The organism is Comamonas thiooxydans, assembly GCF_000964545.1.
Classification (GTDB): Bacteria; Pseudomonadota; Gammaproteobacteria; order Burkholderiales; family Burkholderiaceae_C; genus Comamonas; species Comamonas thiooxydans.
In genome coordinates this window covers 392,623-409,069 of sequence record NZ_BBVD01000007.1, presented here as the reverse complement: position 1 = coordinate 409,069, position 16,447 = coordinate 392,623, and the positions used below count along the sequence as shown (strand labels likewise).

Sequence of the window (16,447 nt, the reverse complement as noted above, 5' to 3'; positions counted from 1 at the left end):
GTCAGCGGGACATTGTATTCGGCTGGCTTGTACCCAAGATTGGCATGGGCAGCCGCGCAGCACAGGCATTCCCTGATGCGATGGGGACCTCCCTTCCCACATCAGCAACTCCTGCAAAAAACATAGCAATCAGCGCATTACCTGTCTTGCTTTGTGACTGTTTTATATTTGAATATCACTCAATACAGGCGCTGGCAGCTATCAAATTCAGATAGCCCACTGCCAGCATCGCCTCTGGCCATGAATACAAAGGCCGGGTTGCCCCGGCCTTGTTGTGATGCGCCTCGGCGCAATTAGTTCACTGCCATCAGCTTGACTGCTGGCGCAGCAGCTGCAGCCGAGCCATTCCAGCGAGTCATCAAGGACTGCCACTTGATGCGCGCAGCCGCCAGATGGTGCTCCTTCACGTGGCCGTAGCCTCGAATGTCTTCGGGGATGGAGGCGATCTCCACGGCCAGCGCCAGCTTGTCGGTCGTCAAACCCGTCAGCAGGGTTTCGATGCACTGGCGGTATTCGACGATCAGGGCGCGCTCGGTACGGCGCTCCTCGGTGCGACCGAAGGGATCGAGCGCCGTGCCGCGCAATCCCTTCATGCCGGCCAGCCAGCCCATGGCCTTGCGCATCCAGGGGCCATAGGATTTTTTGAGCAGATGGCCCTGCTCGTCCTTCTTGGCAAAACCGGGGGGCGCCAGGTGATGGACGAGCTTGTAGTCGCCCTCGAACATCTCGCTGATCTTCTGGGTGAAGGCCGCATCGGTGTGCAGACGCGCCACCTCGTACTCGTCCTTGTACGCCATGAGCTTGAACAGATAGCGCGCCACGGCCTGGGACAGGCGCGTGCCCTGGGCCAGCGGCTCTTCCGCTGCGCGCACCTTGGCCACGAAGTCGCGGTACTGCTGGGCATAGGCCGCGTTCTGGTAGGCCGTGAGGAATTCCACACGCTTGTCCAGCATTTCCTCCAGCGACGGCTTCTTGACGAACTGGATCACCTGCGATGCCTGATACAGAGCGCGCACGGCCTCCAGATCGTGGGCGCAGCGGCGGCCCCATTCAAAGGCCTCCTGGTTGCGCGCCACCTGCACGCCGTTGAGCTCCATGGCGCGCATCAGCGAGGCATGGCTGAGCGGCACCCGGCCTTTTTGCCAGGCGTAGCCCAGCATCATGGGGTTGGCGTAGATGCTGTCGCCCAGCAAGGCCGTGGAGGCCTTCTCGGCGTCGAAGCTGCCCAGGGCGCCATGACCCACGGCCTCGGCCAGCGCCGTGGCGCAGCGTGCGGCAGGCGACTGCCAGTCGGGGTTGCCCACGAAGGTGGCCGTGGGCGCGGCATGGCTGTTGAGCGCCACATAGGTGCGCCCCGGCTGCATCACGGACAAGGTGGTGGGCGTGGCCGCCACGATGGGGTCGCAGCCTATGACCAGATCGGCCTTGGCCATGTCCACCTTGGTGGTGTAGATGGCATCGGAGCGGTTGGCGATCTGGATATGGCTCCAGGTGGAGCCGCCTTTTTGCGCCAGACCCGCCGCATCCTGCGTGACCACGCCCTTGCCTTCCAGGTGTGCGGCCATGCCCAGCAGCGAACCGATGGTAATCACGCCCGTGCCGCCGACACCGGCCACCACGATGCCCCAGGCCTGCTCGGCCACGGGCAGGACGGGCTCGGGAATAATGGGAAGAGCCTCCAGGCTGCCCTTCTTCTCCTGCTTGGGCTTCTTGAGCTGACCGCCCTCGACGGTGACGAAGCTGGGGCAGAAGCCCTTGACGCAGGAATAGTCCTTGTTGCAGCTGTTCTGGTTGATGCGGCGCTTGCGGCCGAACTCGGTCTCCACGGGCTCGACCGAGAGGCAGTTGGACTGCACCGAGCAATCGCCACAGCCCTCGCAGACCAGTTCGTTGATGACCACGGTCTTGTCGGGCGTGCTTAGCACGCCGCGTTTGCGGCGGCGGCGCTTTTCGGTGGCGCAGGTCTGGTCGTAGATGATGGCCGTGCAGCCCTTGAGCTCGCGGAACTGGCGCTGGATCGCATCCAGCTCGTCGCGGTGGTGGACGGTCACGCCCTCGCCCAGCTTCACGCCATCGTATTTCTCGGGCTCGTCGGTGACGATGACCAGCTTGCCCACGCCTTCGGAGAGCAGGCTGTTCATGATCTGCAGCACCGAATGGCCTTCGGGCCGCTCGCCCACGCGCTGGCCGCCCGTCATGGCCACGGCGTCGTTGTAGAGCACCTTGTAGGTGATGTTGGTGCCGGCCGCAATGCTCTGGCGGATCGCCAGCAGCCCGCTGTGGAAGTAGGTGCCGTCGCCCAAGTTGGCGAAGACATGGGCCTCCTTGGTGAAAGGCGCCTGCCCCACCCAGGTCACGCCCTCGCCGCCCATTTGCGTGAAGGTGCTGGTGCGGCGGTCGGGCATCCAGGTGGTCATGTAGTGGCAGCCGATGCCGGCCACGGCGCGCGAGCCTTCGGGCACGCGTGTCGAGGTGTTGTGCGGGCAGCCGCTGCAGAACCAGGGCGTGCGGTCGCCGGTCGAAACCTCCTTGGCCGCCTTGATCGCCGCTTCGCGGGCGTCGAGCACGGCCAGACGCTGCTGCATGCGCGTTTGCACATGCTCGGGCACGCCCAGCTTCTTCAGGCGCTGGGCAATGGCGCGCGCAATGATGGCGGGAGTCAGATCGGCTGTGGGGCGCAGCAGCCAGTCGGTGCTGGGATTGGGCAGCGACCATTCGCCGCCATGCTCGTCGCTGAACTTGCCCACCACATTGGGGCGCACGTCGTCGCGCCAGTTGTAGAGCTCTTCCTTGATCTGGTATTCGATGACCTGGCGCTTTTCCTCGACCACCAGAATCTCCTGCAGGCCGCGCGCGAAATCGCGCGTGATGGTGGCCTCCAGCGGCCAGACCACGTTGACCTTGTGCAGCCTGATGCCCAGCTGGCGGCAGGTGTCCTCGTCCAGCCCCAGATCGGCCATGGCCTGGCGCGTATCGTTATAGGCCTTGCCGCTGGCGATGATGCCGAAGCGGTCGTTGGGCCCTTCGATCACATTGTGGTTGAGCTTGTTGGCGCGCACATAGGCCAGGGCTGCATACCACTTGTAGTTCATCAGCCGCGCTTCCTGCTCCAGCGGCGGATCGGGCCAGCGGATATGCAGGCCGCCGTCCGGCATCTGAAAGTCTTCGGGCAGGATGATGTTGACGCGATCCGGGTCCACCAGCACCGAGGAGGAGGACTCCACCACCTCCTGGATCGTCTTCATGCCCGACCACAGGCCCGAGAAACGGCTCATGGCAAAGGCATGCAGGCCCATGTCGAGGATGTCCTGCACATTGCTGGGGAAGAACACCGGCGTGCCGCAGGCCTTGAAGATATGGTCGCTCTGGTGCGCGGCCGTGGAGGACTTGCTGATGTGGTCGTCGCCCGCGATCGCAATCACGCCGCCATGCTTGGCCGTGCCCGCCATATTGGCGTGCTTGAACACGTCGGAGCAGCGGTCCACGCCCGGCCCCTTGCCATACCAGATGCCGAAGACGCCGTCGAACTTCTTGGTTTCAGGATAGAGATCGAGCTGCTGCGTGCCCCAGACGGCCGTGGCGCCCAGCTCTTCGTTCACGCCGGGCTGAAAGACGATGTGATTCGCCTCCATATGCTTTTTGGCCGCCCACAGGGATTGGTCGTAAGTGCCCAGGGGCGAGCCGCGATAGCCGCTGATGAAGCCGGCGGTGTTGAGCCCGGCCTGCGCATCGCGCAGCCGCTGCAGCATGGGCAGGCGGACCAGGGCCTGCACGCCGCTCATAAAGGCGCGGCCGCGGGCCAGGGAATATTTGTCGTCCAGAGTCACAGACTCCAGGGCGCGACGGACTTCATCGGGCAAAGGGGCATTCATGGCTTGTCTCCATGTGGGTGACCACCCGTGGCAGCTGTTGGCTACCAGAGCAGCATATTGCTTTGCGCATTCCTGCGCCAGAGGCATGGAACGCGAGTTGTTTGAGCAAAGTTTAAGGAAAACGCCCCGAATAGAGCTTTCTTTTTATTGCCGGGATTAACCTAGTTTTTGAAAGAATCTTGCTGTAAATTGCGAATCATGAACCAACTTGATCGCTTCGACTGGGCCATCCTGAATGAGCTGCAAATGGATGGCCGCCTCACCAATGCCGAGTTGGCCCAGCGCGTGGGCCTGTCCGCCGCGCCCTGCTGGCGACGCGTGCGCGCGCTGGAGGAGTCGGGCTATATCACCGGCTACCACGCCACACTGGACCGCCACAAGCTGGGCCTGGGCGTGCTGGCCTTTGTGCGCGTGGATGCCGCACAGAACACGGCCGACATCACGCTGCGCATGGAGGAAGCCATTCGCCTGCTGCCCGAAGTCACCTCCTGCCACTACATCAGCGGCGCGGGCACCTTCGAGCTGCAGGTCGTGGCCAGGGATCTGGAGAGCTTTTCCGGTTTTGTGCGCAATGTGCTGCTGCGCCTGCCCAACGTCAAAGACGTGCACACGATTTTTTCGCTGGGCGAGGTCAAGTCCAGCAGCGCGCTGCCGCTGCCCAGCACGCTGACGCACGCCTGAGTGCCGTTCGCACCAGGCCGGCATCCTTCAAAAGTGGAGCATGTACCGCTTTATTCATCTACGATGTGGACTCAATCAACATTGAAATCCTTGCTCAAAAAGCGCTTAAAGCTCACTTATCAGTAGCACTCAGGACATGAGCAGCATCGAGCTCCGAGCCAGGCAGGTTTGAGTAACTACGTATTTGTCACATCAACTTTCCTGCTACAGAATCATGCCCCATGGCCCACGATGATTCCGCAGAGCGCGCTTCCCACAATCCAGCAATTTCAGAATCCGGCCAGGTCCCTGCAGGCAAGCTGCTGGAAGATCCCTCGGCCATGAATGACGGCGGCGCGCCGCCTGCCGCAGCCCCGGGCGTCTGGACGCCGCTGGCCACGCCCACCTTCCGCATGCTGTGGATGATCTGGATGACGGCCAATATCTGCATGTGGATGAACGATGTGGCGGCCGCCTGGCTGATGACATCGCTGACCACCTCGCCCGTGCTGGTGGCGCTGGTGCAGTCGGCCTCCACCCTGCCGGTCATGCTGCTGGCCCTTCCCAGCGGGGCGCTGGCCGATATCCTGGACCGACGCCGCTACTTCATCGTCACCCAGTTCTGGGTGGCTGCCGTGGCCCTGTTGCTGTGCCTGGCCGTGCTCTCGGGCCAGCTGACGCCCTATCTGCTGCTGGCCCTGGTGTTTGCCAACGGCATCGGCCTGGCCATGCGCTGGCCGGTGTTCTCCGCGCTGATCCCGGAGCTGGTGCCCAAGCACCACCTGCCTTTTGCGATGGCGCTCAACGGCGTGGCCATGAATGCCTCGCGCATCATCGGCCCGCTGGTGGCGGGTGCCCTCATTGCCAGCCTGGGCAGCGCCTGGGTGTTTGTGCTCAACGCCGTGCTGTCCATCGTCTCGGGCTTTGTGCTGCTGCGCTGGAAGCGCCAGCAGCCCGCCAACCCGCTGGGTCGCGAGCGCCTGGGATCGGCCATGCGCGTGGGCCTGCAGTTCATCCAGGAGTCGCCGCGCATGCATGCCGTGCTGCTGCGCACCGTCTGCTACTTTCTGCAGGCCGCCGCCATCATGGCCCTGCTGCCGCTGACGGCCCAGCGCCTGGACCACGGCACGGCCAGCAGCGGCAGTGCCGGCACCTTCACGCTGCTGCTGGCCTCCATGGGCGCGGGCGCCATCCTGGGCGCCATGCTGCTGCCGCGCATACGCCAGATGCTGTCGGGCGAGCGCACGGTGCTGGCCGGCGTGGCCGCGCAAAGCCTGGCCACGCTGACCGTGGCCTTCGCCCCCCATATCGCCGTGGCCGTGCCGGGCATGATGCTCTCGGGCATGGCCCTGCTGGCCACAGCCAACACGCTGGGCGTGGCCGCGCAGATGGCCCTGCCCAACTGGGTGCGGGCACGCGGCATGTCCATCTACCAGATGTCCATCATGGGCAGCACGGCCATTGGCGCCGCCATCTGGGGCAAGATCGCCAGCCTGGGCTCGGTGCAGATCAGCATGGCCGTGGCCGCCGTCAGCGGGCTGACGGCCCTGCTGATCGTGCAGCGCCTGAACCCGGACCGCGACATCGAGGAAGACCTCAGCCCTTCTCGCGCCTTCACGCCGCCGACGGCAGCGCTACCGCCCGAAGCCGGCCGCGTGGTGGTGACCATCGAGTACCTGATCGACCCGGCCAGGGCCGGCGCCTTTCGCGACCTGATGCAGCTGAGCCGGCGCAGCCGCCTGCGCCAAGGCGCGCTGTCCTGGAGCCTGCTGCACAGCATGAGCCAGCCAGAGCGCTTCGTGGAGCAGATCACCGACGAGTCCTGGACCGAGCATCTGCGCCGCTTCGAGCGCGTGACGACCGCCGATGTGGCGCTGCGCGACCGCAAGCTGAGCTTTCACAAGGGCAAGGAGCCGCCCGTGGTGCAGCGCTACTTCAGCGACGCTCTTTAAAAGAGAGCTTACAGCGCTTTCAGTTCAATGATTTCAGATAGTTATTCATCGAAATTCATTGACTGACAAGCGCTGGCAGCTCCTGTTTTTAGCATCAGCGCAGATGCGGTGCCGATCCGGCCAAGGCCTTGGGCCAGAAGGCCCAGAGCTTGAGCGGCTGCTTGATGCGGCCCGCCACATCACCGGCCTCGGCCCCCCAGCCCATGAAATAGTCGGCACGCACGGCGCCCAGAATGGCGCTGCCCGTATCCTGCGCGAACACCAGGCGGTTGAGCGATACCGTGGGGCCGGGCGTGGACAGCCAGACCGGCGTGCCATAGGGGATGCTGTTGCGGTCCACGGCAATCGAGCGGCCCGGCGTCAGCGCCACGCCCTGGGCGCCCTTGGGACCGAACTGGGCATCGAAGTCATTGAGCGCCTCCTCGCGGAAGAACACATAGCGCGGATTGCTCCAGAGCATCTCGTTGACACGCGAGGGATTGGCGGCAATCCAGGCACTGATGCCGGGCCAGGTGGCATCGCGCACCAGGTTCTGGTCGAGCAGCCAGCGGCCCACGCTCTTGTAGGGCTGATCGTTGGTGCCGGCATAGGCCACGCGGATCATACGCTGGCGGCCGTCGGCCTCGGTCAGCATCAGCCGGCCCGAGCCCTGGATATGCAGCACCAGCATGTCCACCGGATCGCGCAGCCAGGCAATGGCACGGCCGGCCAGGGCGGCCTGCGCCTCGGAGTTGGTGTCGATCTGCTGGCGCGTGAACCAGGGCTTGCGCTTGCCAAAGCCCTGCGGGACCTGATAGATGGGCACGTTGAAGCCGTTGCCCTGCACACGGCGCGCCTCGTACAAGGGCTCGTAATAGGCGGTCAGCATGCCGTCGGGGCTGCCCGTGGTCGCTTCGATGCGATAGGGCTGCAGCGTGTTCATCATCCAGCTGCGCTGCTCGTCTTCCGAGGCAATGCTCAGCCTTCGCACCTCGCCGCACAGATTGGCAAACACGGTGCTGGGACGCTCGCAGTTCTTGATCCAGGCATTCCAGGCCTCGTTCAGGGAATCCTGGGGCACGCCGGGCAGCTCGCCCCAGTCCACCGCCACCCAGCGGCTTTTAGTCGGTACATTGGCGGTGAACGGCGGCTTGGCTGCGGAAGCCGGCCCGCCATGCGGAGCCATCTCGGGCACCGATGCCGGGTCGTTTTGCTGCTTGGTGGTGGTGCATGCCACCAGGGTTCCTACAATCAGCGCCAGTGAAGCACGGCGCAGGAGATGGAAATTCATGGGTCTGATTTTGCTTGAAGCACTGCTGGCATTGGCCATTTTGGTCGCTATTGTGTGGTGGACCATGTTCTCAGGTCGAAAAAAGGGTGAGTTGCCGGCCCCGGTCGAGCCTGCGCAGCACAAAGAAGTGCTTGCAGACCCCGAACAAGATCGCTCTAATCGAGCTTAGCCCATGGCGCTGCAGCCACTGCAGCGCGGGCTGCATGTGACAATCTTTTGCATCAGAAACCGCTCGCTGGCCCGCGTCCTACTTTTTTTGCCTTCTCTTGGCAGTACGCTCGTGGCCTTGCAGCTTTTACGCGAAGCTGGTTTGCAAGACCCTCCGGGTCGTTTATCAAACTAAGGAGTTTTCTATGCGCAAGCAAATGGCTGTGACGGCCGCTCTGGCCTCTGCATTGTTGATCACCGGCTGCGCCAATACCGGCGGCATGTCGGACACCACGCGTCGTACTGCCACCGGTGCAGGTGTGGGCGCACTGGGCGGCGCTGCCATCGGCGCCATTGCTGGCGGCCATGCCGGCAAGGGTGCACTGATCGGTGCCGGTGTCGGCGCCCTGGGCTCCTATATCTGGTCGCAGAACCTCGAGAAGCAAAAGCGTGAAATGGAAGCCGCGACCCAGGGCACAGGCGTGGGCGTGACACAGACCGCGGACAACCAGCTCAAGCTGGACATCCCCAGCGACATCTCCTTTGACACCGGCCGCGCCGACATCAAGGGCAACTTCGCCCCCATCCTCGATCGCTTTGCCGAAGGTCTGCGCAACAACCCCAACGCAGAAGTGCGCATCATCGGTCACACCGACAGCACAGGCTCCGATGCCATCAACAACCCTCTGTCGCTGCAGCGCGCCGAGAGCACCCGCAACTATCTGACATCGCGTGGCGTCAACGGCGCCCGCATCCAGGTGCAGGGCATGGGCTCGCACCAGCCCGTGGCCTCCAATGCCACCAACGAAGGCCGTGCGCGCAACCGCCGCGTGGAAATCTTCGTGGGCGAGCGTGCGCCTCAGTAAGCCAGCGCGAGACCAGCAAAAAGCCCCGCTTGGCGGGGCTTTTTTCATCTCGCGGAGGCTTCCGCTCAGGCGTTGCGCAGCAGATTGGCCAGCTCCACGGCCGACTTGACCTGCATCTTGTCGAAGACACGCGCCCGGTGCACTTCCACGGTGCGCACGCTGATATCGAGCTGATCGGCAATCAGCTTGTTCGGCACGCCCTCGACGACCAGCTTCATCACGTCTTTCTCGCGATCGGTCAGCTCGTCCAAGCGGCTGCGTACCTCTTCGCGCGCCTGCAAGGCGGCCAGATGCTCGGCAGACAGCGCCAGCGCCTGCTCCACCCGGTCCACCAGCGCATTGTCGGAAAACGGCTTCTCGCAGAAATCGAAGGCACCGCGCTTGACCGTATCCACGGCCGTCGGCACATCGGCATGGCCGGTCAGAAAGATCACGGGCATGGCCTCGATCTGGCCGCGCTCCAGCATGCGGTTGAACAGCGACAGCCCGCTCATGCCCGTCATGCGCATATCGAGCAGCAGGCAGCAAGGGCGACGCGTCACGGGGCTGGTCTGCAGCACGGCCTGCTCGAATTCTTCGGCGTTGCGATAGCACTCGCTCAGCAATCTGCGCGAACGCAGCAGCCATGCCAATGCCTCTCGGACATCGGCATCGTCGTCCACCACGTAGACGGTAGCGTCGGTTACAGGTTCCATGAAGCCTAGTTCTCTCTGGGTTCCCAGTGGGCCGGAAGCGTGAAGACAAACTCCGTGCCCTGCGGGAGGTGCGGGCGGTAATCAAGGTGACCACCATGTTGCTCCACCACCGTGCGGCACAGACTCAGGCCCAGGCCCATGCCTTCGGTGCGCGTGGTGAAGAAGGGGGTGAACAGCTGCTCGGCGACTTCCGCAGAAATGCCGGCGCCGCAGTCCATGATGGAAAATTCTACCCAACGCGCGTTATTACCGTCAGAACTGCGCCTGACAGCCATGGTCAACACCCTCTCCTTGAGCTCGGGCAGGTCCATGGCCTGCATGCCGTTGCGCGCCAGATTGAGCAGCACCTGCTCGACCATGGTGACATCGCACAGCACCCCTGGCAGATCGGGCTCCAGCTCCAGCTGCACAGTTGCATTGAGCTTGTGCGCCTGCAGATAGACCAGAGGCATGACGGCATCGATCAGCTCCACGGGCTGCACCACCTCTCTGGACTTGTCGCGCCGGCGCACGAAATCGCGCACGCTCTTGATGACCTTGCCTGCGCGGTCGGCCTGAAAACCGATGCGCTCCAGAGCCATGCGCAAGTCCTTGAGATGCGGGACCTGAGGGCCGGTCGGCTCATGCTCCAGCAGATTGAGCGAGCCCGTGGCATAGCTGGAAATGGCGGCCAGCGGCTGTGTCAGCTCATGGCTGAGCATGGAGGCCATCTCGCCCACCGTCGCAAGGCGTGCCGTGGCCTGCAGGCGCTCCTGGGAGGCACGCGACATCTCCTCCATGCGGCGCTGCTCGCTGATATCGATGAAAGCGCTCATCCAGCCCGTGTGCTGGCCCTGGGCGGTGATCAGCGGCGCCTCGAAAATCAGCACCGGAAAGCGCGAGCCGTCCTTGCGCATGAACACGCTCTCGTGGCCCTGACGCGGTGTGGGCAGCAGGCCGGCAAGGCGCTGATCGCGCCGGCTCACATATTCCTGGGCCAGCTCGGGCGGCCAGTAAGGCGCCACATTGAGGCCCAGCAGCTCCTGCGCGCTGAAGCCCACCATATTGCAGAAGGCCGGGTTCACATAGGTGATGCGGCCCTGGAGATCGCGTGCACGCATGCCCGTGACCAGGGAGTCCTCCATGGCCTTGCGAAAGGCCAGCGCATCGCCCAGATCGCGCTCCGCCCGCAGGCGGCGGCGGTTGTCGCGCACCAGCACCACCACCACAGTCACCAGCGCGATCGACATGCCGGTCACCAGCGCCGTCATCACATTCGGAAAAACACTGGGCGCGTGATGCCAGCTGTCCATGCGCAGCACCAGGGTGTTGCCCGGCAGATCCAGCAACTGCTGGGCCGTGAACATGCGCGAGCCGCGCCAGGCCGCCCCCACCATGGCCAGACGCGTGCCGTCCGGCTCGGTGAACGAAACCTCCTGGGTGCGCGGCAGGGATTTGCCCACCTGGGCCATCAGAATGCCCTGCAGGCTGTACGTGCCCAGCACATAGCCCACCACATGGCCGTTCTCCGTCAGCGGCATGCAGACCTGCATGGTCTCCGTGCCCAGGCCCTCGCCCAGCAGCTGGAAGCGGCTGGGCGAGTACGATGGCCCGTTGACGCGCCTGGCCTGGGTACAGGTCAGTGCCTCGCCCGAATGCAGCTCGGGCAAATGGCTTTCGTCCTCGACCAGCAAGGTGCGATAAGGCGTCTCAGCATGCTCGATGAGACGCATGTTTTCACCGCGCCATTCGATGCGCATCAGGTCGCGGCGCTGCTGCAGCAGCTCGGTCGCATGCTCGCGCCAGGCGGCATGCTTGCTGCTGTAGGCGCTCAGCGCCAGCAGGTCCTGCAGATTGCGGCCCAGCGCTGCACGGATATCGCCGACCGCATTGGCGGTGTCGCGCTCCAGCTTTTCCTGCACCTGCGAGGCCTCATAGCGTCCGGCCAGCCAGACCATGGTGACCAGCATGCTGACCACCAGTGCCACCAGCAAGGTCCATAGCGACCAGCGCTTCCAGGCCATGCGCCAGCGCCGCCAGGGCCAATGGACGGGATGGTCCTCGGGCAGTGCGTCAAGAGCGGTATTCAGCGGATCAGTCACAGCACACGATGGGTCAAGGCCGGCAATTGCTGGCGCACCTGCAGCAGGCGGTCACGATTGAGCTCTCCCGCCACCACGCCGGTGCCGCTGGCCTGCAGGCCCTGCACCTCGCCCCAGGGGTCGATCAGCAGGCTGTGGCCCCAGGTGCGGCGACCGTTTTCATGCACGCCGCCCTGGCCCGGTGCTAGCACATAGGCCAGGTTCTCTATCGCCCGCGCCCGCAGCAGCACCTCCCAGTGCGCCTGGCCCGTGGTGTAGGTGAAGGCACTTGGCACCAGCAGCAGGTCGGCCCCCTGTGCGCTGAGCGCGCGGTACAGCTCGGGAAAGCGAAGGTCATAGCAGACACTCAGGCCCAGGCGCCAACTCACGCCATTTCTGGCCTGTATGTCGCAGACCACGGGCTGGCTGCCCGCCTGCACCACGGCGGCCTCGGTATAGCTCTCACGCCCGTTGTCGAACTGAAAGAGGTGGATCTTGTCGTAGCGGGCCACGCATTCGCCCTCGGGCGAATAGACCAGACTGGTGTTGAGCACATGACTGTCGTCAGCGGCCTGCAGCGGCAGCGTGCCGGCCACCACCCACAGCTGCAGCTGCCTAGCAGCCCCGGCCATGAAGTCCTGGATCGGCCCCTGGCCAAACGCCTCCCGGTAGGCCAGCTTGTCGGTGTCCCTGGCTCCCATGGCACAAAAATACTCGGGCAGCACCACCAGCTCCGCACCCAGGGCGGCAGCCTGCTGCATCAGGCTGCGCGCCTGCGCCAGATTGGCTGCGACGTCCTGACCCGAGACCATTTGTAGAGCGGCAATCTTCATGGCTTCTCCTCTGAGCTTGGAGCGGCGGCGGGCTGCTTGCCGGCATCGTCGGCACCGGCTTTGGGCACACTGCGCCTGGGCAGCTCGGTCACCTGCGGGTCTTCCCAGCTGCCGTGGATATGGAACTCCTTGGTCGTGGCCGCAATCAGCGGGCCACGCAGAATCATCTGTGCCAGAAAGCTGCTCAGCCCCACCACGGGATTGATGGCCGTCGCAACCAGGGAGGCGGACAGGGCGTTGATCTCCGGCACCACCACCACATGCAGGTCCTGGGTTTCCTTGTCGATATCGGCAGAGCCCTCCATCAGCACAGCCGCGTTCACGCCCTTCATCTGCATGTTATTCGTCTTGGCAATGCCGCGCTCTATGGTGACATCGCCTCGCATGAAGTCGAACGAGAAGCCGTTGCGGAACACGTCGCGGAAATCCAGCGTCAGCCGCCTGGGCAAGGACTGCAGGCTGAGCACGCCCAGCAGCTTGGCCAGTCCCGGATCGGCCTTGAGGAACTGGCCTTTTTGCACCTCCAGATGCACGGCGCCGGACATGGTCTTGAACTCCGGCGTCACGGGCGCTCCTGTCCAGCTGATTTCACCCTGCAGCTGGCCCTGTCCATTGGCAACCACGCCAGGCATGTCAAAGCGATTGAGCAGCTTGCCCACATCGCGCAGATTGAGCTGGAACTGCAGCTGGGTCTGCCCCGGGTGCTTTTTGTCACTGGAGCGCAGCCCCCAGGAGCCCTGGGCTGTCAACGTCGCCTCGGGCGTGCTGATATTGAAGCGCGACAGCTGCCATTCGCGCTGCCCCGCGCCGACGGACAGCCCGTGATTGCGCGCCACCACATCCAGCTTGCCCAGCGAACGCCTGCCCAGCTGGAAGTCGTCCACACTGACCTGCAAGGCCGGTAACTCGCGCACATTGCCGGTCTGTTCCGCAGCGGCATCCAGCCCTTCGTCCGGGCCGTCGGGAATGCTCAGACGCGAGAGCTTGGCGATGACAAGGCCGCCCGGCTCCTGCACAGAGGGCTCGCGATACTCCACACGCCCTGCCAGCTCGCGTGACTGGATCTGGTTGATCCAGACCTTGCTGGCATGGCTGAGCTGCAGGGATACATCGTGCAGCGAACGGCCATGGAGCTTCACCTCGCGCGCCTGGAGCGCCAGCTGCTGCGGCACAAACTGGCGCCAGCTCTCTTCCTCGATACCGGGGCCATCGGCAGCGCCCCCTGCACCATCGGGCCACAAACGACTCCAGGCATCCAGATCAAGCACCGGCAGTTGCACCCTGGCCTGCAGGCCGGCAGGCGGCAACGTGGCTTCCGCCGTGCCCGACTCCACCAGCTCCAGGCTGCCACGTGTGATGCGGGCCTGAGCCCCGCTGATATCGCGCTCCAGCAAAGCTGCGGCGTGATTGCCCCATTGCACGCCGAACTGATCGGTCAGCGGCTTGGCCACGGCTGGCACCGTGCGGTTGACACGCAAGGCCAGGGAGCTGTCGGCCGCCTTGCCCAATGGAGCTGGCAACATGACCGCCATGCCCTGCAGGTCGGACTGCAGACTGATTTCCGGCACGCTGTGCAGCACCTTGATCTGCAAGCCATAACGGGCCTGGCCCTGCAGATGCTTGCCCAGAGCCACCAGTTCGCTCATCTCCTTGGCATCACGCAGGCCCTGGGCCGTGGCAATGCCGTCCACACGCACTTGCACCGGAGCCGTGGCGGCATCGGCGGCAGGCTTCATGCCGCCCTCGATGCGCACATCACCGCCCAGCGCTCTGGCCTGCACGCCCGAGAGCTGAAAGCCGGTCTCCGAAAACTGCACATTGCCGCGCAGTTGGCTGAGTGTGGGCACCTCGGGCATCAACTGCAGCGTATTGCCCGCCAGCGCCACTTCACCCTGTACCTTGCTGCGCTCCATATGCATGGTGGGCAGATGCAGCCTGAGGCTGAGCTTGGCATTGCCCGTGGCCTTGCTGCCATCCAGAGCATGGGCAGTCAGCGCAGACAGGGCAGAGCCTTGAACCAGGTTCAGCATATCGCCCAGGGCTCCATGAGCCTTGGCGTTGACCTCCACCTCGGTCAGGTTCCAGTCGGCCACTCCGGCCTGCGCTTCATCAACCACGATGGCGGTATGCCCCAGAAAGCCCTTGGCCTTGCGCACCTGCATGGAGTTGCGGTCGAACACCAGCTCGCCCGACAGCTTGGTCAGCGGCGGCCAGGGCTTTTCGCCAGGGCCCAGCAGATAGCCGGGCACAAACTGGTAGTTCACATCATGCACCTGGGCACTGATGTGGAATTCGCCCTTGCCCGGTTTTTCAAACGGCACATGCTCGAGTTCGCCCTTGACGCGGAAGTTCACCGCGCTGGCCTGACCCGTGGTGATGGCCTCGCGCACATAGCGCAGCGCATCGCTGCCCAGATCCTGGGGCAGATAGCGATAAATCCGTTCACCCTTGGCGCGGCTGAGCTGCCCTTGCAGATCCAGCAGTCCCGGAAAGCGCGGCTGCTCCTTGGTCCCAGCACCGGACTGCCAGCTGGCCTGGGCCTGGCCGGCCGTGTCCTCATTGGCGAAACGCAGCCGGGGCACCTGCACCTTGATGGACTGGCCCTTGTCCAGCAGCTGCCAGCGCACCAGGCTGTCGAACTGGTCGAACGGAATATCGGGGTCTTCAAACACTCCGGGGAAGCTCAGCATGGCCTGGCTGGCGGCCGCCGTCTTGGTCAGCGTTGCCTCGCCGCTGTCCTGGTCCAGGCTGAACTTGCCACTCAGCCCCCGCACGCCGGGAATACCAATGCTGTGAGGGCCCTCCTGCGAAGCCTGGGAGCGCAAGCCCAGTTGCTCGAAGCGCCCCGAAGCCTTGTACTGGGCCAGCTGCTGCAGAGGTCCGCGCCATGACAGCTTGAGATCACTCAGCTGTCCTGCCGGCGCAAGCGCCTTGAGCTGGGTCTGCACGGCCTGCGGCAGGGGCAGACGCTGCAGCATCTGCGCCGCAATGGCCAGGTCGATGCCATCGGCCTGAACCTCGCCATGCTCGCCCTGGCTGCCCTGCTCGGAAGCGCCGGTCGGCACATAGCGCAGGCTGAAGTCGCCTCTGGGCCAGTTCAGGCCGTCATCGGCCGTGAACTGCAATCCCTGGACGGAAAACTGGTAACCGTTCTGGTTCTTGGCCCGCAGGCGCCCCCGCAAGGCCTGCAGGGCCAGGGGCTCAGGTCTGTCCCGCCATTGGAGTTGCAACGCCTGTACCGCGACATCGGCCACCCCGCCCACGGGCTGGCCGTGCTCCACATCCAGCCAGGCCCTGACCGAGCCCTTGCCCTGCTGCAGCTTCCAGTCCTGCGGACCCAGATACTGGCCCAGATGGGACAAATCGATATGCGTGAAGTCCAGATAAGCCTGTCCGCTCCAGCGCTCCAGACGCCCTTCATGCACCGACAGCAAAGGCTCCTTGAAGTTGCCCATGACCGTAAAGCGCTGGCCCCAGCCCTCTGGCGGCGTGGCATCCAGCCGCAGGGAGTGGTGCCAGCGCTTGTTGCGCAGCACCAGATCCACATCCTGCAGTTGCAAGGGCGCAGCATTGCGCAGCTCGTCCACCCACTGCAGCTTGCCGCTGCGGATGGCGATTTCGGGCTGAGAGAAGATCCAGTCGGAGTCGGTTCCCTGCCCCGGATCGGATGACACGGCAATACCGGCCACAAAGATCTGTCCGTCGGCATCGCGGCGCACCGTCAGATCCGGTCCTTCCAGATATATCTGCTCGACTCCCAGGGTCATCAACGAATGGGCAGAGACCGCCACCACCACCTTGGGCAGCAGCAAGGCCTCACTCTTGTTCGCAGGGTCATGCAGGACTACGTCGCCCAGCTCGAAAGTCGGCACCAGACCCGAGCGGTAAGCATTCAGCCTGCCAATGGAAACCGGTACACCCAGGCTGCGTGAGGCCAGGGATTCCAGCTCGGGGCGCCACTGTTCGATTCGCGGCACAATCCAGAAATGGAGCACCCCCCACACGGTGGCCAGCAGCAGCCACAGGCTCAGGACCAGTCCCAGAGACCACCGTGCCAAGCTGGCCAGCCTATGAATTTGGCGAGTTGGGAGT

10 protein-coding genes are annotated in these 16,447 nt (G+C 64.3%); 4 read left to right on the top strand and 6 right to left on the bottom strand.

The window, feature by feature from the left end; genetic code table 11:
- Window positions 1-293 precede the first annotated feature (293 nt).
- Window positions 294-3,872 carry an indolepyruvate ferredoxin oxidoreductase family protein gene (locus tag Cth01_RS12490; RefSeq protein WP_045839428.1) on the bottom strand — a complete coding sequence of 1,193 codons (3,579 nt, stop codon included), beginning with the start codon at window positions 3,870-3,872 and terminating at the stop codon, window positions 294-296.
- A gap of 198 nt (window positions 3,873-4,070) precedes the next feature.
- Between Cth01_RS12490 and Cth01_RS12485 the strand changes: the two genes are divergently transcribed.
- Together Cth01_RS12485 and Cth01_RS12480 are read left to right on the top strand one after the other, a co-directional pair.
- Complete coding sequence (locus tag Cth01_RS12485) at window positions 4,071-4,553, top strand: Lrp/AsnC family transcriptional regulator (protein ID WP_003060152.1); 483 nt, start codon at window positions 4,071-4,073, stop codon at window positions 4,551-4,553.
- A 221-nt stretch (window positions 4,554-4,774) separates the two neighbouring features.
- Window positions 4,775-6,484: an MFS transporter gene (locus tag Cth01_RS12480; protein ID WP_045839337.1), complete on the top strand. Its 1,710-nt coding sequence runs from the start codon at window positions 4,775-4,777 to the stop codon at window positions 6,482-6,484.
- Window positions 6,485-6,578: 94 nt separating this feature from the next.
- On the opposite strand, the gene mltA is transcribed toward Cth01_RS12480, so the two are convergent.
- Window positions 6,579-7,754, bottom strand: coding sequence for a murein transglycosylase A (gene mltA / locus Cth01_RS12475; protein WP_003066801.1), 1,176 nt, complete (start codon window positions 7,752-7,754; stop codon window positions 6,579-6,581).
- On the opposite strand from mltA, the gene Cth01_RS24010 reads away from it, so the two are divergent.
- Window positions 7,753-7,923, top strand: a complete 171-nt coding sequence (locus tag Cth01_RS24010; protein WP_169749767.1) for a hypothetical protein — start codon at window positions 7,753-7,755, stop codon at window positions 7,921-7,923. The genes mltA and Cth01_RS24010 overlap by 2 nt on opposite strands.
- A gap of 184 nt (window positions 7,924-8,107) precedes the next feature.
- On the top strand, window positions 8,108-8,767 hold the full coding sequence (locus Cth01_RS12470; protein WP_003066797.1) for a YiaD family glycine zipper/OmpA-like lipoprotein: 660 nt from the start codon (window positions 8,108-8,110) through the stop codon (window positions 8,765-8,767).
- Window positions 8,768-8,832: 65 nt separating this feature from the next.
- On the opposite strand, the gene Cth01_RS12465 is transcribed toward Cth01_RS12470, so the two are convergent.
- The 4 genes from Cth01_RS12465 to Cth01_RS12450 are packed head-to-tail and all read right to left on the bottom strand — an operon-like array spanning window position 8,833 to window position 16,413.
- Complete coding sequence (locus tag Cth01_RS12465; protein WP_003066795.1) at window positions 8,833-9,462, bottom strand: response regulator transcription factor; 630 nt, start codon at window positions 9,460-9,462, stop codon at window positions 8,833-8,835.
- 5 nt (window positions 9,463-9,467) lie between these two features.
- A complete protein-coding gene (locus tag Cth01_RS12460; protein ID WP_052703312.1) occupies window positions 9,468-11,543 on the bottom strand; it encodes a two-component system sensor histidine kinase NtrB in 2,076 nt (691 codons plus the stop codon).
- A complete protein-coding gene (locus Cth01_RS12455) occupies window positions 11,540-12,355 on the bottom strand; it encodes a carbon-nitrogen hydrolase family protein (protein WP_045839336.1) in 816 nt (271 codons plus the stop codon). Before Cth01_RS12455 ends, Cth01_RS12460 begins: the two co-directional genes overlap by 4 nt.
- Window positions 12,352-16,413 (bottom strand): YhdP family protein, encoded by a 4,062-nt coding sequence (locus tag Cth01_RS12450; RefSeq protein ID WP_082085657.1) that lies wholly within the window; start codon window positions 16,411-16,413, stop codon window positions 12,352-12,354. The genes Cth01_RS12455 and Cth01_RS12450 overlap by 4 nt, the downstream gene beginning before the upstream one ends.
- Window positions 16,414-16,447: the final 34 nt, after the last annotated feature.